Origin of the sequence: Nocardiopsis camelliae, assembly GCF_028993595.1 — a bacterium.
In the GTDB taxonomy this organism is placed as follows: Bacteria; Actinomycetota; Actinomycetes; order Streptosporangiales; family Streptosporangiaceae; genus Nocardiopsis; species Nocardiopsis dassonvillei.
Map to the genome: position 1 here is coordinate 2091046 of NZ_CP118614.1, position 21189 is coordinate 2112234.

17 protein-coding genes are annotated in these 21189 nt (G+C 71.2%); 7 read left to right on the forward strand and 10 right to left on the reverse strand.

The genetic code is table 11. The annotated features are described in order from the left end of the window. Positions 1 to 249 precede the first annotated feature (249 nt). The 4 genes from PV789_RS09195 to PV789_RS09210 all read left to right on the forward strand — a co-directional run bounded on the left by PV789_RS09195 (position 250) and on the right by PV789_RS09210 (position 4453). A complete protein-coding gene (locus PV789_RS09195; protein ID WP_274977008.1) occupies positions 250 to 1041 on the forward strand; it encodes a thioesterase II family protein in 792 nt (263 codons plus the stop codon). 25 nt (positions 1042 to 1066) lie between these two features. Beyond that, positions 1067 to 1828 carry a class I SAM-dependent methyltransferase gene (locus PV789_RS09200; RefSeq protein ID WP_274977009.1) on the forward strand — a complete coding sequence of 254 codons (762 nt, stop codon included), beginning with the start codon at positions 1067 to 1069 and terminating at the stop codon, positions 1826 to 1828. 617 nt (positions 1829 to 2445) lie between these two features. Continuing rightward, positions 2446 to 4128, forward strand: a complete 1683-nt coding sequence (locus PV789_RS09205) for a sodium:solute symporter family protein (protein ID WP_274977010.1) — start codon at positions 2446 to 2448, stop codon at positions 4126 to 4128. A 52-nt stretch (positions 4129 to 4180) separates the two neighbouring features. After that, entirely contained in the window at positions 4181 to 4453 is a 273-nt protein-coding gene (locus PV789_RS09210) for a hypothetical protein (protein WP_274977011.1), read from the forward strand. 120 nt (positions 4454 to 4573) lie between these two features. Here PV789_RS09210 and PV789_RS09215 read toward each other — a convergent pair whose 3' ends face one another. From PV789_RS09215 to PV789_RS09235, 5 genes are all read right to left on the reverse strand, one after another. Continuing rightward, the gene (locus PV789_RS09215) at positions 4574 to 5467 is read right to left on the reverse strand and encodes an alpha/beta fold hydrolase (protein ID WP_274978103.1); all 894 of its coding nucleotides are present in this window, start codon (positions 5465 to 5467) and stop codon (positions 4574 to 4576) included. A gap of 405 nt (positions 5468 to 5872) precedes the next feature. After that, positions 5873 to 7000 (reverse strand): MFS transporter, encoded by a 1128-nt coding sequence (locus PV789_RS09220; RefSeq protein ID WP_274977012.1) that lies wholly within the window; start codon positions 6998 to 7000, stop codon positions 5873 to 5875. 153 nt (positions 7001 to 7153) lie between these two features. Continuing rightward, positions 7154 to 8686, reverse strand: coding sequence for a tripartite tricarboxylate transporter permease (locus tag PV789_RS09225; protein WP_274978104.1), 1533 nt, complete (start codon positions 8684 to 8686; stop codon positions 7154 to 7156). Positions 8687 to 8691: 5 nt separating this feature from the next. After that, complete coding sequence (locus PV789_RS09230; protein WP_274977013.1) at positions 8692 to 9702, reverse strand: tripartite tricarboxylate transporter TctB family protein; 1011 nt, start codon at positions 9700 to 9702, stop codon at positions 8692 to 8694. Further along, on the reverse strand, positions 9699 to 10700 hold the full coding sequence (locus tag PV789_RS09235) for a Bug family tripartite tricarboxylate transporter substrate binding protein (protein ID WP_274977014.1): 1002 nt from the start codon (positions 10698 to 10700) through the stop codon (positions 9699 to 9701). Before PV789_RS09235 ends, PV789_RS09230 begins: the two co-directional genes overlap by 4 nt. A 449-nt stretch (positions 10701 to 11149) precedes the next feature. On the opposite strand from PV789_RS09235, the gene acnA reads away from it, so the two are divergent. Further along, positions 11150 to 13894 (forward strand): aconitate hydratase AcnA, encoded by a 2745-nt coding sequence (gene acnA / locus PV789_RS09240; protein ID WP_274977015.1) that lies wholly within the window; start codon positions 11150 to 11152, stop codon positions 13892 to 13894. 89 nt (positions 13895 to 13983) lie between these two features. After that, complete coding sequence (locus PV789_RS09245) at positions 13984 to 14850, forward strand: IS5 family transposase (RefSeq protein ID WP_274973384.1); 867 nt, start codon at positions 13984 to 13986, stop codon at positions 14848 to 14850. Between the two features lie 282 nt (positions 14851 to 15132). On the opposite strand, the gene PV789_RS09250 is transcribed toward PV789_RS09245, so the two are convergent. The 4 genes from PV789_RS09250 to PV789_RS09265 all read right to left on the reverse strand — a co-directional run bounded on the left by PV789_RS09250 (position 15133) and on the right by PV789_RS09265 (position 18506). Then, entirely contained in the window at positions 15133 to 16074 is a 942-nt protein-coding gene (locus PV789_RS09250) for a GntR family transcriptional regulator (RefSeq protein WP_274977016.1), read from the reverse strand. 98 nt (positions 16075 to 16172) lie between these two features. Beyond that, positions 16173 to 17006 carry an alpha/beta hydrolase gene (locus PV789_RS09255; RefSeq protein ID WP_274977017.1) on the reverse strand — a complete coding sequence of 278 codons (834 nt, stop codon included), beginning with the start codon at positions 17004 to 17006 and terminating at the stop codon, positions 16173 to 16175. Positions 17007 to 17329: 323 nt separating this feature from the next. Continuing rightward, positions 17330 to 17647: a DUF397 domain-containing protein gene (locus PV789_RS09260; RefSeq protein ID WP_274977018.1), complete on the reverse strand. Its 318-nt coding sequence runs from the start codon at positions 17645 to 17647 to the stop codon at positions 17330 to 17332. Next, a complete protein-coding gene (locus PV789_RS09265; protein WP_274977019.1) occupies positions 17631 to 18506 on the reverse strand; it encodes a helix-turn-helix domain-containing protein in 876 nt (291 codons plus the stop codon). Before PV789_RS09265 ends, PV789_RS09260 begins: the two co-directional genes overlap by 17 nt. Before the next feature lie 247 nt (positions 18507 to 18753). Between PV789_RS09265 and PV789_RS09270 the strand changes: the two genes are divergently transcribed. Beyond that, positions 18754 to 19305, forward strand: coding sequence for an ATP-binding protein (locus PV789_RS09270; protein ID WP_274977020.1), 552 nt, complete (start codon positions 18754 to 18756; stop codon positions 19303 to 19305). 809 nt (positions 19306 to 20114) lie between these two features. Here PV789_RS09270 and PV789_RS09280 read toward each other — a convergent pair. Next, positions 20115 to 21188 carry an alkene reductase gene (locus tag PV789_RS09280; protein WP_274977022.1) on the reverse strand — a complete coding sequence of 358 codons (1074 nt, stop codon included), beginning with the start codon at positions 21186 to 21188 and terminating at the stop codon, positions 20115 to 20117. Position 21189: the final 1 nt, after the last annotated feature.

The window sequence follows — 21189 nt, forward strand, 5'->3', positions numbered from 1 at the left end:
AAGCCTCGCGACATCGGCGTCGGACATACGCGCACCAGCCCTTCTGTGCAGGGTTCAAAAACGGCAGGAAAAATCGGGGAAAAGGAGAATCCGACTGATCTTCACTGATAACTTTACAACGCGCGGATCCGATTTCCAACCCGATTGGAAATCTGCTGTCCGAGACCAATGTCACCGGTTCCGCCAATGGCGGCGCCATTAAAAGCCATTCTATTTTCACCGGAAGATATCGCGAGGAGTGGAATTCCCATGGACCTGCGGCATCCGCCCATCAGCCCGTGGCTGCGCCGGCCCCAGCACCGCCCGCGCGCGGACGTGCGGCTCGTCTGCCTGCCCCACGCAGGGGGGTCGGCGTCCTCGCTGCGGCCGTGGCAGTACCTGCTGCCACCCGGCATCGAGGCGTTGTCCGTGCAGTACCCCGGGCGCGAGGACCGGTTCGGCGATCCCATGGTCGACACGATGTCCGAGGTCGTCGACGCGGTCGTGGACGCGCTCGCCCCCCTCCTGGACCGCCCCTACGCGCTCCTGGGCCACAGCATGGGAAGCGCCGTGGCCTACGAGGTGGCCGTGGAGGCGCGTCGGAGGGCGATCCCGGCCCCGGTCCGGCTGTTCGCCTCGGGGCGGCCCGCACCCCTCCACGTCAGGCCCGGGGACGTCCACCTGCGCGACGACGAGCACCTGGCGGCCGACCTGACCCGACTGGGCGGCACCCCGCCGGAGGTCCTGGCCGACGAGGAGCTGCGGACCGCTGTCCTGCGCTACGTGCGCAACGACTACCGGCTGATCGAGACCTACCGGCCCACCCGGGCGGAACCGCTCGACATGCCCGTGCACGTCTTCGTCGGCGCACAGGACCCGGAGTGCTCCGAGGAGGCCGCGGCGACCTGGAGGACCACGACGACCGGTGAGGTCACGACCGAGGTGTTCCCGGGCGGCCACTTCTTCCTCGCGCAACAGCGCCGCCCGGTCGCGGCGGCCGTCGCCCGGGCCCTGGGCCACGCGCCGACCGGGACGGCACCCGCCTGGCCCAGCACACCCTGACACCACCACGACGAGGGAGATCACCATGGTCGCCGACTACTACACGGCCTCGGCCGAGTTCTACGAGATGGTCGCGGCACGCCATGTGCGCACCAGTGCCGGACCGCTGCGCGCGGCGCTGGCCGGGGTCGCCCCCGGAGCCGGCCCCGTCGTCGAGATCGGAGCCGGCACGGGCCGCATCACCGAAGTGATCGCGAAGGCCCTGCCGAGCGCCCCGATCATCGCCGCGGAACCGTCCACCCCCATGCGGGCGATGCTCACCAGCCGGGTCGTCGGCAACGACGACCTGCGCCGACGCGTGACCATCAGCGCCGAACCCGCCCAACACCTGCGGCTGCCCGACCGGGTCGGCGCGGTGGTCGTCTTCGGAGTGGTCGGCCACCTCACCAGGGACGAGAGGCTGGCGCTGTGGGACGTGTTGAGGGCCCACGTCCCGCCCGGTGCGCCGGTCGTCGTGGAACTCATGGGCACCGGTTCCGCCAGAGCAGTTCCCCCCTTCCGCATGCTGCGGGAGCGCATCGGCGAGCAGACCTACGAGTGGTGGACGCGGGCCGAACCCGTCGAGGGCGCCGAGACCGAGGTCCTGCGGTGGGAGACCACCTGGAAGGTCCTCCGCGGCGACACGCTGGTGCGCAGCACCAGCGACACCTACGTGTGGGAGAACCTCAGCATCGCCGGGCTCGCGGAGGAGGCCGGTATGACCGGGCGTCTGGTCAGCGAGCCCGGCCTGCCCGGAGCCCCCGAGATCGGCGTTCTCACCTTTCCGGAGCCCGACCGGGACCGCTGAGCGGTCCCGTCGGCGGCCCGCCCCGGAGCACGGGGCGGGCCGCCCGCTTCGCCCGACGCGAGACGTTCACTCCGACCGGCCCCTCCTCCCGTTCCGGGCGAGGGTCCGCGCCCCGGTCCGGCCTGTCTCCCGCGCCCCTGCCGCCGCACCGCCTTCGGCGGCATTTCATGAGAAACCGCCCCGAAAGCACACGATAGGCGTGCTCCGGCGGGGTAGGTGCACAGGCGCCCCCGCCCCCCGGCGCCCCGGGAGAAGGCCTCCCGCGACGCCGCTCCCACCGGTGTCCGCCACCCCGGCGGAGCCGCGCGCGCCACCCCGAACAGGACGGCGCCAGACCCTTGACACACCGGTGCTTGTGCAAGATGGTTGCTTACCTTGATGGTTAATGTTTGGTTCCGTGGAAAAATGTGGGGAATGGTCCTCATGTGCACGGTGCACATGCGTGAACGGAGTAAGAACATGGGCGCACCCCGTCCTGAGGTGGAGACACGGGTACCGGTTCGCGACGCCGCGTCCTTCGTCGCCCGAGATCCGGTGCCGACCCGCCCGCATCACGTCCGAAGGTGTGAACAGGCCTTCCGCGGAGGGGCCGCCGCGTCGAGAGAGGACCAGCCGACGTGACCGTGCTAGCACAGGACTCCCTGCGGCTGGACGCCAACGCCATCGACTACACCCTGCTCGCGGTGTACTTCGCGTTCGTGCTGGGCATCGGCTTCATCGCCCGGCGTTCGGTCTCCAACAGCCTCGACTTCTTCCTGTCGGGGCGCTCCCTGCCCGCCTGGGTGACGGGTCTGGCCTTCATCGCGGCCAACCTCGGCGCCATCGAGATCATCGGCATGTCGGCCAACGGCGCCAACTACGGCATGCCGACCATGCACTACTTCTGGATCGGCGCCGTCCCGGCGATGCTGTTCCTGGGCCTGGTCATGATGCCGTTCTACTACGGCTCCAAGGTCCGCAGCGTCCCCGAGTTCATGCTCCGCCGCTTCGGTACGGCCGCCCACTTGCTCAACGGGATCAGCTTCGCGGTCGCTCAGATCCTGATCGCGGGCGTCAACCTCTTCCTGCTGGCGACCATCGTGGACGCGCTGCTGGGCTGGCCCCTGTGGCTGTCGCTCCTGGTCGCCGCCGCCATCGTCCTCAGCTACACCGCGCTGGGCGGGCTCTCCGCGGCGATCTACAACGAGGTGCTCCAGTTCTTCGTCATCGTCGCGGCGCTGCTGCCGCTGACCCTGGCCGGACTGAACCGCGTCGGCGGCTGGTCGGGCCTGGTGGAGGAGGTCACCGCCTCCCCGCAGGGCGCCGAACAGCTCTCCGCCTGGCCGGGCAACGCGCTGACCGGCTTCGGCGACAGCTTCCTGAGCATCCTCGGCATCGTCTTCGGCCTCGGCTTCGTCCTCGCGTTCGGCTACTGGACGACGAACTTCGTCGAGGTGCAGCGCGCCATGGCCTCCAAGAGCATGTCGGCCGCGATGCGCACCCCCATCATCGGCGCCTTCCCCAAGCTGTTCATCCCGTTCATCGTCATCATCCCCGGGATGATCGCGGGTGTGAGCGTCTCGGAGATGGTCCAGCTCAAGGCCGGTGAGAACCCCGGCGTCGACTACAACGACGCGATCCTGCTGCTGATGCGCGACGTGCTGCCCAACGGTCTGCTGGGCGTGGCCCTGGCCGGTCTGCTCGCGTCGTTCATGGCCGGTATGGCCGCCAACCTCAGTTCGTTCAACACCGTGTTCACGTACGACATCTGGCAGGCCTACGTCGTCAAGAACCGGCCCGACTCCTACTACCTGGGCATGGGCCGGTGGGTCACGGTCGGCGCGACCGTCGGTGCCGTGGGCACGGCGTTCATCGCCTCGGGTTACTCCAACCTGATGGACTACCTGCAGCAGCTGTTCTCGTTCTTCAACGCGCCGCTGTTCGCCACGTTCATCCTCGGCATGTACTGGAAGCGGATGACGCCCCACGCCGGTTGGAGCGGCCTGGCGGCGGGAACCCTGGCCGCCGTGGGCGTGTTCCTGCTCGCCGAGACCGGCGTGCTGGCCCTGTCGGCGCAGGGCGCGAGCTTCGTCGGCGCGGGCGCGGCCTTCGTGGTCGACATCCTCGTCAGCGTCGTGGTCACCATGTTCACCCGGCCCAAGCCCGACTCCGAACTGGTGGGCCTGGTGCACTCGCTGACCCCGCGCGAGTCGCGCAAGGCCTCCACCACCGGTGAGGACTCCGGCTGGTACCGCCGACCGGGGCTGCTGGCCGGGATCGCCCTGGCACTCGTCATCATTCTGAACATCATCTTCGCCTGAGCGACCCCGAGAGGTGCACCGTGCTGAGACAAGCTGGCAAGGAGGTCATCCGATGAGCGCTGACAGCCCCGGAACGGGGAAGGGCCGCACCGCCTCCCGGGTCTTCGACATCCGCACGATCATCGCGCTGCTGTTCGCGATCTACGGCGTCGTGCTGACGGTCATGGGGTTCTTCACCACGCCGGAGGAGATCGAGCAGGGCGGCGCGAACCTGAACCTGTGGTCGGGCCTGGGCATGCTCGCCTTCGCCGTGTTCATGGGCGGCTGGGCGCTGGTCAAGCCGCTCAAGGCCCCCGAGGAGCCGGGCCCCGACAGCGAGGCCTGACACCGAGGCCTGACACCGCGGCCCCGCGTCGGGTCCCCGGACCCGGGGACCCGACGCGGGGACCCGGCTCCGGACCGGTCGGGACGCGCACGCCCCGGGCCGCGGACGCGGCCCGGGGCCTCAGGCGTCGGGGAGCCCCCGCAGCACGTCCCGCACCAGGTCGGGGCGTTCGCGGAGCGCGAGGTGTCCCGCGCCCCGGACGGTGTGGACGGCGGCGTCCAGGAAGAGCAGGGCCGGACTGTGCAGCAGGTCGGGGGAGAAGAAGGGGTCGTGCGACCCGGTGGCGACGCTGACCGGGGTCCGCCGCCAGTGGCGCAGGGCCTCCGCCCGCAGCGGCCGGGGCGGCAGCGCGTTGACCGCGCGGCAGGACCGGCCGACCAGGGTCGTCCACTCCAGCAGGGTGGTGTCCCGGGGTTCGGCCGATCCGGGGCCGCACATGGCGCGCAGCAGCGCGGAGCTGGACCGGGTGTCGGGGTGGAACCTCCAGCGCACCAGGGCGGCGGCCAGGGCGGTGCCGCCGGTCGCCGGTGTCAGGCCGCCGGGGTTGACCAGGCAGAGCCCGGCCACCAGGGGCCCGGGGGTGGCCGAGAGCGCGATGGCCGCGCCGATGCCGTGGCCCAGGACCAGGACGGGCCGGTCGGTGATCTGCGGGAGCACCTCGTCCAGCCAGCCGCCGTAGTACGCCGGGCGCTCGACCAGGGGCCGGACGCCGTCGCTGAGCCCGGGCTGTCCGGGCGGGTCGGCGATCAGGACGGGGCGGTCCTCGGCCAGGACGCGGACGGCGTCCAGGAGCGTGGCCGTGCTCAGGACCGAACCGGGGAGCACGAGGACCGGGACGCCGGGGCCTCCGGAGGCGGTGAAGACGCGGGTGACGCCCAGGGAACAGGGGACGGTCGCGAGCGGGGTGAGCAGGGGCTGGGCGTTGAGCCTGTCCCAGCACCAGTCGTGGACGGCCTGTCTGGTGGTCCGGGAACGGTAGACGCGCTGTGCGGGAGAGGGGGCGGGGTGGTTCACGTTGCCTGGTTCCGTGGAGACGCCGGGCTTGGTGGACCCGACTGCCGACACACCTAACTTCTCATCGTACGCCCCCGGGGGGTGTTCGAACAGGGGAGTGCGCGACCTGTGTGTTCGCGCCGAGGCGGTTCCCGGGTCCGGTCCCGGGACGGGAGAGCACGGTTGTGACGCCTGTGCCGCCTACCTGTTCCGGATGACCGGGCCACCCGTACGGCCCACGCGCCCCACGTGCACTCGACGCCTCGTGCCGCCCACCTGTTCCGGATCACCGGGCCACCCGTACGGCCCACGCGCCCCACGCACACCTGGCTCCCCGCGCCGCACGCCAGACTCGCGTGGTCCGGAGAGCACACACGAATCTGACGCCTCGCGTCGCACACCCGCCCCGCGGGCCCCGGCGGCGGGTCAGACCTGCTTGGCCGCCGTGACCGCCGACGCCACGAGCACCACCGCGGCGAACCACAGCGCCCCGGGCGCGCCCACCGCGCCCGCGACCCCCGCTCCCACGGCCGGGATTCCGACCTGCCCGAGCCGGTTGCCCCAGATCCGCAGCGCCAGCGCGGCCCCGCGCGAGCCCTCCGGCGCGGCCGTGGCCACGGCCGACATCGTCAGCGGCTGCCCCAGGCCCAGCAGGAACCCCCCGACGGCCAGCACCGCCCCCAGCACGAACACGTTGCTGACCGGCAGGGCCACCGCCGCCATCGACAGGCCCGCGGCCCCGGCGCTGACCGCGATCAGCGTCTCGCGCGACCACCGCAGCACCAGCCGGGACAGCACCAGGCGGGACAGCAGCGAGAACCCCGCCCGCAGGCTCAGCAGGACGCCGACCGTCATCGGCGAGATGCCGCGGTTCTCGGCGACCAGCGGCAGGTAGGCGGTGAGGATGTCCACGGCCGAGAGCAGCGCCAGGCTGGCGAACAGCCCCGAGGGCAGGCCCGGCCTGCGCAGCAGTTCCCGCGCGGGGGTCCTCTCCGAGCCCTTCTTGCGCGAGGGCGCGGGCATGCGCACCCGGACGAAGGCCAGGATCGGCACCAGCCCCAGCCCGCCGATCACCGCGGCCAGGAGCAGGGCGGCGGAGGTGGCCGACAGCAGCGCGTCCCCCGAGGCGTCGGCCAGCATCGCGCCCGACAGCAGTGGGCCCACGAGCTGGCCCAGGGAGGCCGCCGCGGTGAACCACCCGAAGTCGCGGTCCAGGTTCCCCGGTGCGGCCAGGCGCGCGATGAGCCCCTGGCCCGCGACCATGCACAGCAGGTGGCCCATGCCCAGCACCGTGCTTGCCGCGGCGATCGCGAACAGGTCCGTGCCGTACGCCAGCAGCAGCGAGCCCGCGCCGAGCACCGCAGCGCCCAGGCCGACGATCCACGCCATGCGCCGGGACCGGTCGGTCGCCCGCCCCAGCGGGACCGCCACCAGCAGGGGCAGCAGCGCGTAGGCGGCGGTGACCAGCCCGACCGCCACGGCGTCACCGCCCAGGGCGATCGTCCGGTACGAGACCAGGGGACGGGCGAGGTTGAGCGCGGTGTGGGTGCACATGACGCTCAGTAACAGCGGCCAGAGCCACGACGCCCCCCTGACGCGGCCTCTTCCCAACGTTCTCTCCCCCTCGTCCGTGTGCTCCCCGTCCGACGCCGCGGCGCCCCGGGGGCTGGGGGTCCCCGGGACGTCCGATGACGTGACCATCAGGTTCTACACGGTGCCCACCCGGCTCCCGTCGGCCGGGGTGGCGGACCGGCGCCGGTCCCGCACCCGCTTGACCGCGAAGACCGCCACCACGGCCACGAGGATGGTGTAGATGCCGACCGCGATGCCGCTGTCGAACAGGATCGACACGTCGCCCTGGCTCGCGGCCATCGCCCGGCGCAGCTCGCTCTCGGCCAGCGGCCCCAGGATGACGCCGATCAGGACCGGCGCCACGGGGATGTCGTACCTGCGCATCAGGAGCCCCAGGGCGCCCACCGCGAACAGCAGGACGACGTCGAACACCGAGCCCTTGACCGAGTACACGCCCACCGTGGCGAAGACCATCAGCCCCGCGAACAGGTGGCGCTGGGGCAGGCGCAGGAGCCGCGCCCACAGCGGCGCGAAGGGCAGGTTGATCACCAGCAGCAGGAACGTGCCGATGAACATGCTGGCCAGCAGCGCCCAGACCAGGTCGCCCTCCTGCTCGAAGAGCAGGGGTCCCGGCTGCATCCCGTACTGCTGGAACGCCGCCAGCATCACGGCGGCCGTCGCGGACGTGGGCAGTCCGAGCCCGAGCAGGGGGACCATCGCGGTGGCCGTGGTCGCGTTGTTGGCCGCCTCCGGACCGGCCACGCCCTCGATCGCGCCCCGGCCGAACTCGCTGTTCCCGCGCCGTTTGGCCAGCGCCTTCTCGGCCCCGAAGGACAGGAAGGTGGGGATCTCCGAGCCGCCCGCGGGGATCACGCCGAAGGGCAGGCCCAGCGCCGTGCCCCGCAGCCACGGCTTCCAGGAGCGGCGCAGGTCCGCGCGCCCCAGCCACGGCGTGCCCGACGCCACCAGTTGACTCGCGGCGGCCCGCTTCGGCCGGAACCCGGTGTGCAGGACCTCGCCCACGGCCAGCAGTCCGACCGTGATCACGACGATGCTGACCCCGTCCAGCAGCTGCGGGACGCCCAGGGTCAGGCGGATCGCCCCGCTCTGGTCGTCGATGCCCACCACGCTGACCGCCAGGCCGATGCCCAGAGCGGCGATGCCCCGCAGGGGCGAGGAGGTCACGACGGCGGCGGTGCACACGAAGGCGAGGACGGCGAGCGCGAAGTACTCGGCCGGTCCGAACCCGAGCGCCAGGACCACCATGCGCTGGGCGAAGAAGGCCACCACGGTCGTGGCCACGATGCCGCCCACGAAGGAGCCGATCACCGCCGCCGCCAGAGCCTGGGAGGCCCTGCCGCGCCGCGCCATGGTGTGCCCCTCGAACGCGGTGGCGATCGAAGAGCTCTGCCCGGGGGTGTTGAGCAGGATGGACGTGGTCGCGCCGCCGAACTGCCCGCCGTAGTAGATGCCCGCGAACATGATGAACGCCGCGGTCGGCTCCAGCAGGAAGGTCAGGGGGAGCAGGAGGGCGACCGCCATGGACGAGCCCAGCCCCGGCAGGACGCCCACGGCCGTGCCCAGGACCACGCCGAGGAGGCACCACAGCAGGTTGACGGGGGTCAGGGCCTCGGCGAACCCCGACATCAGGAGGGAGAAGGTGTCCACGGTGTTCACAGGACCTTTCCGAGCAGGCCGCTGGGCAGCGACACGTCCAGCAGGCCGGAGAAGCAGATCTGCACGAGCGCGGCCAGGGCCACGGCCACGCACAGGTCCAGCAGGGGTGAGCGCCGGTCCAGGGCGAAGCTGACGCCCCAGAAGAGCAGGGTGCCCGAGAGCAGCCAGCCGAGCGGCTGGAGCAGCAGGACGTGGGCGGTCAGGGTCGCGGCCATGATGCCCAGGGTGCGCCAGTCGCCGTGTCCGCTCTTCGCGTCGTCGCTGGCCGCGTCGGCGTCGGCGTCGTCGGCGGCGGAGGTCGGATCGGTGCCGGTGGCCGCGCTATCGGTGCCGGCCTCGGCGGCGGTCGCGTTCGGAGCTGTGGCACTGGGCGCTGCGGAGGTTCCCGGGGAGTCGGAGGCCTCAGGGGAGTCGGTGGTTTCGGAGGTCCCCGTGGACTCCGGAGGCGCGGATACCCCGGAGACTTCTGGAGAAGTCGGTGCTGTCGGTGCCGCCGGGGTTGCGGTGGTCCCCGCGGACGGGGAGCGCCGCACGGCCAGGACCGCGCGCACCCCCGCCACGCACGCCGTGACGCCCAGGAGGGCGCCCACGGTCAGCGGGAAGAACTGCGGGCCCAGGAAACCGCTGCTCTCCGGCACGCGGATCACCGTGCCGCCCACGAGCAGGAAGAGGGCCGTCACCAGGGTCACCGAGGGCACGGCCAGTGCCGTGCCGAGGGTGGCGGGCGCGGGGTCGGCCGTGGGCTCGGGCTCCGGGGCGGTGGTGTCGGCTCCGGTTCCGCCCTCGGCCTCCGTTCCGGCCCGGCCTCCGGCCACGCCCACGACGGCGTTCCCAGCGCCGGTTCCGTTGCCGTCCCCGGCCTCGGCCCGGGCGCTGACTCGCGTCTCGCTCCCGCTCCCGCTCCCGCTCCCGCTCCCGCTCCCGCTCCCGCTGGCGGGCCCGGTGTCCGTGCCGGTCTTCGCGTCGGTGTCCGGGGACTGCACCCCGGCGGGTCTTTCTCGGGTCACGACAGCCCCAATCCCTCGATGATCTGCTCCAGGCGCGCGGTCTCCTCGGTGAGGAACGCGTCGAAGTCCTCCCCGGCGACGAACGCCTCCCGCCACCCGAAGCGCTCCACGGCCTCCCGCCACTCCGGCGTCTCGACCAGCGCGTGGACCAGGTCCAGCAGGACCTCGCGCTGGTCCCCGTCCAGGCCGCCCGGCGCGGCCAGACCGCGCCAGTTGGCCAGGTCCAGGTCCATGCCCGCCTCGCGCAGCGTGGGGACGTCCACGCCGGGCAGCGGTTCGGCGGCGGAGACCGCCAGCGCCCGCACTTCCCCGGCCTCGATCTGCGACTGGAAGCCGTTGTAACTGGACACCGCGATGTCGGAGGTGTGCGACAGCAGGGAGGTGAGCACCTCGCCGTCGCCCGAGTAGACGATGTAGTTCAGCTCGGAGGGCGGGATCCCGAGCCCGTCGAGCATGAGCGCGGCCAGCAGGTGGTCCGAGGTGCCGATGGCGCCCCCGCCCACCACGAGGTCGCGGGGCGCCTCGGTCCAGGCCGCGGCCAGGTCCTCCAGGGTCCTCAGCGGGGAGTCCCGGCGGACCGCGACCACGATGTAGTCCTCGGCCAGCCGGGCCAGCGGCGTGATATCGGCCAGGGTGGTCCGCGAACCGGTGATCTCGATGCCGCCCAGGATCGAGCTGCCCATCACCATGAGCACGTCGCCGCGCCCGCGCTGCTGGGCCGTGTGGTTGAGGCCCACGGTTCCGCCGCCACCGGGCAGGTTGAGCACCTCGACCCCGCTGGCCAGGCCGTTCTGCTGGAGCGCGTACTGCGTCTGCCGGGCGACGGTGTCGAAGCCGCCGCCCGCCGCGGCGGGAACCACGACCTCCAAGCGCCCACCGCCCGTACCCGCTTCACGGGAGGCCTCGCCTGAGCGGACCTCCACCAGGGCACCGGCGAGGGCGACCGCTCCGATCGCACCCGCGATCGCCTCGCGTCGGCTCGGAGCCGTTATCTGCATTGCTCTCCCCCACGGATCGTGTGACCGGCGCCCGGTCCCTGCGTGACGTGCGCCTCGTGAGGCGGGGCACACACCTGGAGATATTGCACCAAGATTAACGCGAGTGCAATATGCGGAAGCCGAGATCAGCGCTCGTCACCCCTCGGAAACCTCCCGGTTCGCCCTGCGTGGGGCCGGGGTTCGACGGGGCTGCGGACGGTGCGGAGTACGGTGCCCCGGCCCAGGTGAGCTCGTGTTCCTGCCGAGTTCCGAGCATTCGAAGCCGATGCAAGTGCAGTGCCGGGGCGGAGCGGGCGAGTCGGTCGCGGCCTGGAGGGGCGCCTCCGGGTGCCGGTCGGCCGCTCCCGGGGGCTGGCTCCACCAGGTGTTTCCGCTTTGTACTAGTCTCGTTGCTAGAACAATCATGGTGTCCGGGAACCGGAGCACCCGAGGACCAGCGTGGGGAGACGATGGACGACTCCGTGGCCACAACCGCCGGAACCGCCGCGACGGCGGTACTCAACGCGGCCGGAAGCGAGTTCCGCTACGTGGCGCTCGACCGGCTGCTCACCCCCGAGGAGCTGGACCGCGCGCCCTACACGGTCCGCGTCCTGGTGGAGAACGTGGCCCGCCGGGCGCCCGGGGCCCTGCCCGCGGTGCTCGCCCGCGTGCGCTCGGGCCGCGGGGACTGCGAGGTCCCCTTCCACCCCAACCGGATGATGCTGCACGACACCACGTGCCTGCCCACCCTCACCGACCTGGCCGCGCTGCGCGACACGGTCACCGAACTGGGCGGCGACGCCGCGGACGTCAACCCGGTGATCGCCACCGACCTGGTCGTGGACCACTCCGTGATCGCCGAGGCGCACGGTTCGGCCGCCGCCTTCGCCCGCAACCTCGACATCGACTTCCGCCGCAACGCCGAGCGGTACGAGTTCGTCAAGTGGGCCGAGCGCAGTGTGCGCGGGTTCCGCGTGGTCCCCCCGGGCCGGGGCATCATCCACCAGGTCAACATGGAGACCCTCGCCCGCGTGGTCTGGCGCGAGGACGGCGGCGACGGCCCCGACCTCCTGCACCCCGACGTCCTCGTGGCCACCGACAGCCACACGCCGATGATCAACGCCATCGGCGTCCTGGGCTGGGGCGTGGGCGGCCTCCAGGCGCAGGCCGCCATGCTCGGCGAACCCGTGATGCTCAACTTCCCCGAGGTCGTCGGCGTCCGGCTCACCGGGGCCCTGCGGCGCGGCGTCACCGCCACCGACCTGGCGCTGACGCTGACCGAACTGCTGCGCGCGACGGGCGTCGTGGACGCGTTCGTGGAGTTCTGCGGACCGGGGATCGACGGCCTGCCCTGGTCGGCCCGCGCGGCGGTGGCGAACATGGCGCCCGAGTACGGCGCCACGTGCGCCTACTTCCCCTACGACCGCGAGGTCCGCGACTACCTGCTCCTGACCGGCCGCGAGGACGGGCACGTGGAGGCGGTGGACGCCTACATGCGCGCCCAGGGGCTGGTGCGCGGCGTGGACTCCCCGGAGCCGCGCTTCGACCGGCTCGTGGAGTTCGACCTGGACGCGGTGGAGCCCTGCCTGGCCGGGCCGCACCGCCCCGACCAGCGCGTTCCGCTGTCCCGGGTGCCCGCCTCCTTCCTGGAGACCGCGTCCGCGCCGGAGAGCGCTCCTGTCCCGGAGAACGCTCCGGTGCCGGACGCGGTCGCCTCCCCGGCTCCTGTCCCGGACGGCGCGGCGGCCCCGGTGAAGGGGGAGGACGTCTTCGGCGAGCCCCTCCCGCGCGGACCGGTGGGCATCGCCTCCATCACCAGCTGCACCAACACCGCCAACCCCGCGCTCATGATCCAGGCGGGCCTGCTCGCGGCGCGGGCCATGGAACGCGGCCTGCGCGTCAAGCCCTGGGTCAAGACCACCCTGTCCCCGGGCTCGCGGGTGGTCGTCGGCTACCTGGAGAAGGCCGGGCTGATGGAGCCCCTGGAAGCGGCCGGTTTCCACACCGTCGGTTTCGGCTGCATGACCTGCATCGGCAACTCCGGCCCCCTGGCCCCCGAACTGGAGGCGCTTGCAGGCGAGGGCCTGGAGGCCGCGGCCGTGCTGTCCGGCAACCGCAACTTCCCCGGCCGGGTCAACCCCCGCGTCTCGCACGCCTACCTGGCCTCGCCGCCCCTCGTCGTGGCCTACGCCCTGGCCGGAACGGTCCTGCACGACTTCGCCGCCGAGCCCCTGGGCCGCGACCGCGACGGGAACCCGGTGTACCTGGCGGACCTGTGGCCCGGGGACGAGGAGGTCGCGCGCGTCGCGGAGAAGGCCGTCGACCCGCAGGCCTTCCGGGAGAACGCCGCCGCGGTCTGGGAGGGCACCGAGCAGTGGCGGGCGCTGGACGCGTCCGGGAGCACGCACTTCCCCTGGAACGGGCGCTCCACCTACATCCGCAGGCCGCCCTACCTCACCGGCGTGCGCCCCGAACCCGGCAGCGAGGTCCGCGTCGAGGACGCCCGCGTCCTGCTGTGGCTGGGCGACCACGTCACCACAGACCACATCTCACCGGCCGGGGCCATCCCCCGCAACAGTCTTGCGGGCGCCTACCTGCGGGAACTGGGCACCGAACCGCGCGACCTCAACCAGTACTCCACCCGGCGCAGCAACCCCGAGGTGATGCTGCGCGGCGCCTTCACCAACCCGGCCGTGGCCAACCTGCTCCTGCCGGAGGGCGAACGCGGCCGGGGAGGACACGCCCGCGTCCTCGACGGCTCGCGCGTGGAACCGGTCTTCCACGCCGCCGCGACCTACCGCGAGGCCGGGGTGGACCTGGTGGTCCTGGCGGGCCGGTCCTACGGGACGGGGTCGAGCCGCGACGTCGCGGCCAAGGTCCAGGCCCTGCTGGGCGTGCGGGCGGTGGTCGCGGAGAGCTTCGAGCGCATCCACCGCAGCAACCTCATCGGCATGGGGGTCCTGCCGCTGCTGTTCCCCGAGGGGACCACCGCGGCCGACCTGGAACTCGACGGCAGCGAGGGGCTGACCGTCCTCGGGCTCGGCGGGATCGGCGTGGGGGTGACGCCGCTCGTCCTCAGGGTCGCCGGGTCCGACGGGAGCGCGCGGGAGCACACCGTGCTGCTGCGCCTGGACTCGGGGCACGAGGTCGCCTACCTGCGGCACGGGGGCACGATGCCCTACGTGGCGCGCCGCTTCGCGGACCGCCCCGCCTGAGTGACTGTTGGGTATGCGGGTGGTTGCGTGAGGTGACCGGCCCGGGTCGCTGGCGGGAGAACAGAACATCCCCGCCAGAATTGCGCTGTGTGTGCAGATGCAAGTCCGGCGGGGACGCCCGCCCATGCTACCCCTCTAACCTCTCCGACCCCGTCTGGGAGGTGATCGAGCCCCTCATGCCCGTCCGCGACCAAGCCAAAGGCGGAGCACCCCGCAAATACGACGACCGGCTGGTCTGGAACGCGATCCTGTTCGTGCTGCGCTCGGGTTGCCAGTGGCGGATGATCCCCCACGACCTGATCCCCTGGGACGCCGCCTACCGGTGGTACCGCACCTGGAGGGCCGACGGCACCATCGATCGGATCCACGACGCCCTGCGCGCCCGGGTCCGCGAGGAGGCGGGCCGCGATCGGGACCCCTCGGCGGCGGTGTTGGACTCCCAGTCGATCCTGACCGGGGAGGGCGGTACCGACCGCGGCTACGACGCGGGCAAGCGCACCAAGGGCCGCAAACGCCACCTGGTCGTGGACACGTTGGGGTTGGTGCTGGTGGTCGCGGTGACCTCGGCCTCGGTCCAGGACCGCCCCGGTGGGCGCCGGGTCTTGGAGACCTTGGCGGCCCGGTTCCCGACGGTGGGGCTGGTATGGGCTGACGCGGGGTACGCGAACAAGGTCGACAGCGGCCTGCTCACCTGGGCGTATGAGACGTTCCGGTTAGTGGTGCAGATCGTCCGGCGCAGCGACGACGCCAGGGGGTTTCAGGTGCTGCCGCGCCGGTGGGTGGTGGAGCGCACGTTCGCCTGGTTGGTGCGCAACCGCCGTTTGGCGCGCGATTACGAACGTCTGACCACGGGTTCGGAGGCCATGGTCAAGCTCGCGATGATCCGGTTGATGGCCACACGGCTGGCCGGTCAGAGCGAGCGGTGGAGCAACCGCTCTGCCGACCAGGCCGTGTAATCACCCGCATACCCAACAGTCACTGAGACGGCTCCGCCTGCGGCCAGCCTGCCTGAGACCGTCCCGTCCTGGGCTGTCCCGTCCTGGGCCGTCCCCGACCGGCGGACGCCTGCGTGCCCGAGTCCACCTCGGACCGGTGAACGCCTGCGCGCTCGGCCCGCCGGACCGGGGGCGCGGCGATCCCCGGCGACGGACGTCCGCGCACCCGGGGCCGGTCCCCGGTCAGGGCCTTCTCCGGTCAGGTCCGCACGCGGGCACGCCCGGTCGCGGGGCCGCCGCCCGTCACAGCAGGGCGGGCGGCTCCGCGCCGATCCCGGTCTTGATCCACCGGACCCGGTCCAGGTGCGCGTGCAGGGCCCGGGACGCCTCCTCGATGCGCCCCTCCCCGAGCAGGTCCATCAGGAGCAGGTGCTCGCGGGCCTGGTGCACCATCCGCGTGCGGTCCACCTGGTGGCGGTACTCGATGAGCCTGCGCACCCGGTTCTGCCGACGCACCGCGTCGAGCAGGACCGGGTTGTTCGCACACCCCACGAGCATCTCGTGGAACTCCGCCCCCGTCTGGAACAGGGTGCCGCGCGCGGACGACAGCGCCCTGCCCCGCACCAGGCCCTCCTGGCGCTCCCGGTGGAGCGCGAAGGCCTCCGCGTCCACCGCGAACCCCGGCTCCAGCAGGGCGGCGGGCTCCACGATCATCCGGAACCTGTAGCTGTGGTCGTGCCCCTGCGCGGTGGACAGCACCTCCTGGAACTCCCAGCCGCGGCCCGCCCGCCGCCGCACCAGGTCCTCGGCCTCCATCCGGACCAGGACCTGCTGCACGTGCCGGGCCGCCACCCCGTGGCGGCGCGCGATCTCCGCGGCGGTGAACTCCCGGTCGAGCCGGTCGTTGAGGAAGTCGTCCACCACGCGGAAGTACAGGTCCTCCTGCCCGTCCCGCTCCGGCACGGCGTCCACCGAGGCCAGTTCGCTGCCCGGCCTGGTGAGGAAGTACCCCCGGTTCGGGATGTGCTCGACGATGCCCATCTCGTCCAGCAGCGCCAGCGCGCGCCGGACCGGGGACCGCGACACCTGGAGCCGGTCGGCGATCCACTGCTCGGTCAGGTGCGCGCCCTCGTCCAGGCCGCCCGTCCGCGCCAGCTCGCTGATCTGGGTCGCGAGCGAGAGCGCGAGCGCGGAGGCCCGGCCGTCCCCGTTCTTCCTGGCGCCCGTCTCGACTGCTCCGGTCATGCACGTCCCCGTCGTGTGGCTGCGTTCCCTCCCTATGATGCCGGTGCTTTCCGGCCGGGGGCGCGGGCGCCCGAGGTCGGGCTTTCGGGACCGGAGTGTCAGGAGCCGTCCAGTTCCCGGGCCAGGGCCTCGCCCAGCCAGGCCCGGGCCCTGTCCAGGTAGTCGTGTGCGATGGAGGTCTTGGCGCCCCAGGAGTCGAACCCGTGGGGAGCACCGGGCTCCAGGTAGAAGGTCGTGTCCACCCCGGCGTCGCGCAGCCTGTGCGCGTACTCGCGGGACTCGTTGTGGAAAAGGTCGATGTCGCCGACACCGATCCAGGCGGGCGGCAGGCCGCTGAGGTCCTCGCGGCGTGCGGGCACGGCGTAGCGCGGGACCGCGGCAGCGCCGGGTTCGGCGCCCAGGTAGGAACGCCAGCCGAAGCGGTTGACCTCGTTGTTCCAGATGCGGTGGCGGACCCTGTCCAGGTCGCGCCGGGCGGCGGTGCGGTCGTCGAGCATGGGGCACAGCAGCCACTGGCCGACCGGTTGCGTGCCGCCCTCGTCGTGCAACCGTTGGACGAGCGCGGCGGTGAGGCCGCCGCCCGCGCTCTGGCCGCCGACCGCCACGCGCGCGGGGTCCACGCCCAGGGAGGCGGCGTTGTCCTGGAGCCAGGTCCAGGCGGCGTGGCAGTCGTCCAGGGCGGCGGGATAGGGGTCCTCGGGGGCCATGCGGTACTCGGCGGAGACGACGGTGATACCCAGTTGGCGGGCGGTGGCGTTGCACAGCGGATCGTCCTGCACGGCGCGGCCCATGACCAGGCCGCCGCCGTGGATCCAGACGAGGGCGCCGTCCGAGCGCTGCTCGTCGGGGCGGTAGACCCGTACGCCGGGGGCCGCCTCCTCGGGGAGTTCCATGGTGACGCCGGGCAGTTCCTGGGCGTCCAGGTCTTCCATCAGTTTGCGTGTGAGTTGCAGGGCCCAGGGGCGGTGTACGGGGATTTCCGGTGAACGGAGTAGGGGGCCGCGCAGCTCCGGTGCCACCCTCGACAGCTTCACGACAGCGGTCCTGGAACGGTGGTCGTCGGCACGGGGCCTCCCTCGGTTCGCGGGCGGGCGAGCAGGGCGTCGCGCCGTCCGCCGCCGGGCGGCGCGGATGCCGTCCGGAGCATACCGGAATGCGTTGTGGGGGTGGATGCCCTGGTCGCCCGGTCGCGGTTCTGGAGGGCACGACCGGGCGACCAGGCGCAGGAGCCGGGCGCGGGAGTTGACTGCTGTGGCTACTGGGAGAGGGCGGCGTTGAGGAAGCCGGTCCACTCGGTGGCGGGGAAGGGGAGGTGTCCGGCGTCGGGGTGCTTGGAGTCGCGGATGGCTGCGCCGCAGGGAAGGTCGGCTACCTCCACGCAGTTGCCCCCCGTCTGCCCGCTGTAGCTGCTCTTCCGGAAGTCGGTGGGAAGGTGAGCGACCTCTACGCAGTTGCCACCGGTTTCTCCGTTGTAGCTGCTCTTACGGAAGTTCGTGGGGATCTGAGCAACCTCAACGCAGTTCTGGGCATGGCCGCTGTAGCTGCTCTTACGGAAGTCAAGGGCGGTGGTCATGAGGGCTCTCTAGGGACTTCATGATGCTGGTGATGAGATCGGCGGAGCGCACTGTACTCAGGGCAGACCCCTGGATGTCACTGAAGGTAGCACTGTGAGCTTCAACCTCCTCCTGGTCCTCAAGGAAGAGCCCGTTGGATGCGGTGTCGATGTACACGATGGGGAGATCTAGCGGGTCAGGAAACTCCAGGATGGTGAAGGGAGCACACAGGCCAGCATGTGATCCAGCATCAGCAGGGAGTACCTGAAGGTCGATGTTAGATAGCTGAGCCATGTGATGTAGGTAGGCAAGCTGCTCCTTGAGAACCTTCACGCTGCCAATCTGCTTGTGAAGAGCGCTCTCCTCGATGACCGCTCGGAGCCGAGCGGGATGGTGGCGAACCAAGATCTCGCGGCGAACCATGCGCGCCTCAGCTTTTTTCTTCATGATTTCGGGGTCCGCGAACCTGCCCCCTCGTAGTAGAGCTTCGGCGTAGTCGGGCGTTTGCAGTAGCCCTGGCACCATCTGCGCTTCGAAAGTGCGGATCACTGACGCCTCAGCTTCGAAGTCGGGTAGGGCGCGTTCGGTGAAGACCTCTTTGTACTTGGACCACCAGCCTCGTTGACGTGCGTCCTTTGCAAGCGCATGCATGGATGCTCGCTTGCCAGGGTCGGTGATCTCGTAGAGGTCCATCAGCTTGTTGAGATCTTCCGCTTTTATGCGTTTAGTCTCGGTTGTCTCCATCTTGGAGACTTTTCCAGAGCTCCACCCGTACTTGTTGCCGACCTGGGTGGCGGTGTACCCAGTCGCTTCTCGGGATTGGCGAAGCATTGTTGCCAGGCGGCGAAGTCGGAGGGTTGGGCTGTTGGCAGGGGTCATGGCAACACCCTAGCGAAAAAATTCAGGATGGTAGAGATCTGGCTTGAAAACTCTACGATTGCTAGTTATCTTTGGGGTGTGGTCGTGACCAGTCCATCACGCAGAGTTCATTCTGGTCAGGCTACGCCTTGCCCGTGCCGCGCATCACGACAACCGTGAGACTCCTCCGACGGGCCTACGAAACCCCTGCTCATGACCTGCCATGCCAAGGAGTGTGTTCGTCATGCCTGCAAAAATTCCGGCGCCCATGCCCACGCCTGTCCCTGTGCCGGTGCTGGGTGAGGCGACCGTGCCGCTGTCCAGCTTCATCCAGCCCGCGCATCGCCACTACTTCACCCGGCAGCCCGAGCGTCCCAACTACCGGATGCGCCGCTACAACTTCGCGGGGACTCCGGCCGTGATGCCCTTGGCCCGGGCGTTCCTGGACACCTGTGCCGCCGCCCGCTGTGCTGACTACCGCTACCTCTTCACCCTTCTGGGCAGCGAACTCGCCAACAACGCGATCCGCCACAGCCTCTCCGGGCGTCCCGGTGGCAGCTACAGCCTCCTGGTTCACCGCCACCGCACCGGGCTGCACCTGGCCTGCCGCGACCGGGGCGGCCTGCGCGAGCATGACGCCCACCTGACGCCCAAGGCGAACGGCCTGAATCTGGACGCCGAATCCGGTCGGGGTCTGGCGATGGTGAACGCCTTCGCCTCCGAATGGGGCGACAACGGCAACGCGGAGTTCCGCACGGTCTGGTTCTACCTGGCCTACGACCTGACCGGAAGCCGGTGGAACACCGCTGCCAGCAACTGAGGCCGACGACTGCCACCAACGACTGACACCGGTAGCCGACCACTGAGCTTCGCGCTCTGACATGTCGATGACATGAGACGGGCCCAGGTAAGCGCGCCAACGCTTCTCCTGGGCCCTGAACCCCCGAAACCAAACACCGCATATGCAAGGAAAGAGGATCTGATGCAGAACCCTATCCCCTCGCCCAGGCGTTCGGACGATGATCGACCAATCCGACCTATCCACCCCGTCAGCCCGCTCCCGCGCCGTACCCCGCTCGTCGGTCCGGTCTGCCCTGTGTGCGAACACCCCTCCTGCCGGGTTCGCCGTGCCCAGCGGCTTCCGCGTCTGGGCGGCCACCGCGCGGAATTCGCTCCTGAACATGCGCAGGCTGCTGCCCTCCAGGCTCGGCATCGCCACCTGATCATCTACTTTGGCGAGTCCACGCAATCCTTCTGGGCCGTCACTTCCACCGGACTTCTGGAAGCGCCGAACGTGGACGCACTCCTCCTCGCCCTGTGGCCGCAGCCGCGCCGCACCCTGGACGCCGACCCGCCCGCCGCCCGCCCCTGGACGCGGGCGCTGGGCGGCACGCGGGTTTCCGCCATGGCCTGACGACATCCGCTTTCGCCTGCAAGATCTGCATCCGGCTTCCAACCAGCGCGGCCCTTCCGGGAAGGTTCCCGGAAGGGCCGCCGCGTTCTCCGCGCTTCCTCCGCTGCCTTGCGTCCTCCACACGAATTTCCATGCGGACTTACAGACCTGGGCTTCGGGGCCGAACAGGACCAGGACCGGGCCGGAGAACCGGGCGGAGCCGCAGGACCCCCGATCTACGCGCTGTACTGGTACGCCGGGTAGGTCAGGTAGCCCCGTTCGCCGCCCTGGTAGTAGGTCTCCTCGTCCGCCGGCGCGATCGGCAGCCCGGTGCGCAGCCGTTCCACCAGGTCGGGGTTGGCGATGAACGAGCGGCCGAAGCTGATGAGGTCGGCCCCCAACCCGAGCCAGTGGTCTGCTTCGGTCCGGCCGACCTGCTTGGGGCCCATGGGGTACACGGGGTTCATGATGAGGGTGCCCGACCAGACGCGGCGCAGTTCCAGCAGCAGTTCCTCGTCGGTGGTGGCTTCGAGGTGGACGTAGGCCACCCCGATCCGGGCCAGCTCGGCCAGCAGCGCGGTGTACATCTCCAGGACGTTCGTCTCCTGCACCCCCCAGAACCCCGCGCCGGGGGAGAGGCGGATACCGGTGCGCTCCGGGCCCACGGCGTCGGCGGTGGCGGTGGTGGCCTCGACGGCGAACCGGATGCGGTTGGCCACCGAGCCCCCGTAGGAGTCGGTGCGCAGATTGGCGTTGTCGGAGAGGAACTGCGAGATCAGGTAGCCGTTGGCGCCGTGCAGCTCGACCCCGTCGAACCCGGCGGCCACGGCGCGGCGGGCTGCCCGGGCGTAGGACCCGGCGTGCTCGGGCACCTCGGCCTCCGTCATCGCACGCGGCATCGGAGCGGGCTGGCGGCCGGTCGGGGTGAACACGTCCCCGACCGCGGGAACCGCCGAGGGGCCGAGCGGCTGCGTTCCGGTGGTCTCGGGGTGCGAGACGCGCCCGCCGTGCATGATCTGGGCGAAGATACGGCCGCCGTTGGCGTGCACCGCTTCGGTCACCGGCTTCCAGGAGGCGACCTGCTCGTCGGTGTACAGGCCCGGCGTTCCCGGGTTGGACTGCCCCACCAGGCTCGGCTGCACCCCCTCGGAGACGATGAGCCCCGCTGTCGCGCGCTGGGCGTAGTAGGCCGCCATGGACGGTGTCGCCAGCCCGCCCTCCGCGGCGCGGACACGGGTCATCGGCGCCATCACGACCCGGTTGGGCAGGTGCAGGTCGGCGAGCCGGTAGGGCTGGAAGATGCTGGTCACG

Bases quoted from the DNA above. Each gene is read 5' to 3' on its own strand.
- PV789_RS09195 (WP_274977008.1), top strand. From the start codon at position 250: ATGGACCTGCGGCATCCGCCCATCAGCCCGTGGCTGCGCCGGCCCCAG.
- PV789_RS09235 (WP_274977014.1), bottom strand. From the start codon at position 10,700: ATGCAGATAACGGCTCCGAGCCGACGCGAGGCGATCGCGGGTGCGATC.
- PV789_RS09270 (WP_274977020.1), top strand. From the start codon at position 18,754: ATGCCCACGCCTGTCCCTGTGCCGGTGCTGGGTGAGGCGACCGTGCCG.
- PV789_RS09260 (WP_274977018.1), bottom strand. From the start codon at position 17,647: ATGACCACCGCCCTTGACTTCCGTAAGAGCAGCTACAGCGGCCATGCC.
- PV789_RS09250 (WP_274977016.1), bottom strand. From the start codon at position 16,074: ATGACCGGAGCAGTCGAGACGGGCGCCAGGAAGAACGGGGACGGCCGG.
- acnA (WP_274977015.1), top strand. From the start codon at position 11,150: ATGGACGACTCCGTGGCCACAACCGCCGGAACCGCCGCGACGGCGGTA.
- PV789_RS09200 (WP_274977009.1), top strand. From the start codon at position 1,067: ATGGTCGCCGACTACTACACGGCCTCGGCCGAGTTCTACGAGATGGTC.
- PV789_RS09255 (WP_274977017.1), bottom strand. From the start codon at position 17,006: ATGGAAGACCTGGACGCCCAGGAACTGCCCGGCGTCACCATGGAACTC.
- PV789_RS09220 (WP_274977012.1), bottom strand. From the start codon at position 7,000: ATGTGCACCCACACCGCGCTCAACCTCGCCCGTCCCCTGGTCTCGTAC.
- PV789_RS09265 (WP_274977019.1), bottom strand. From the start codon at position 18,506: ATGACCCCTGCCAACAGCCCAACCCTCCGACTTCGCCGCCTGGCAACA.
- PV789_RS09210 (WP_274977011.1), top strand. From the start codon at position 4,181: ATGAGCGCTGACAGCCCCGGAACGGGGAAGGGCCGCACCGCCTCCCGG.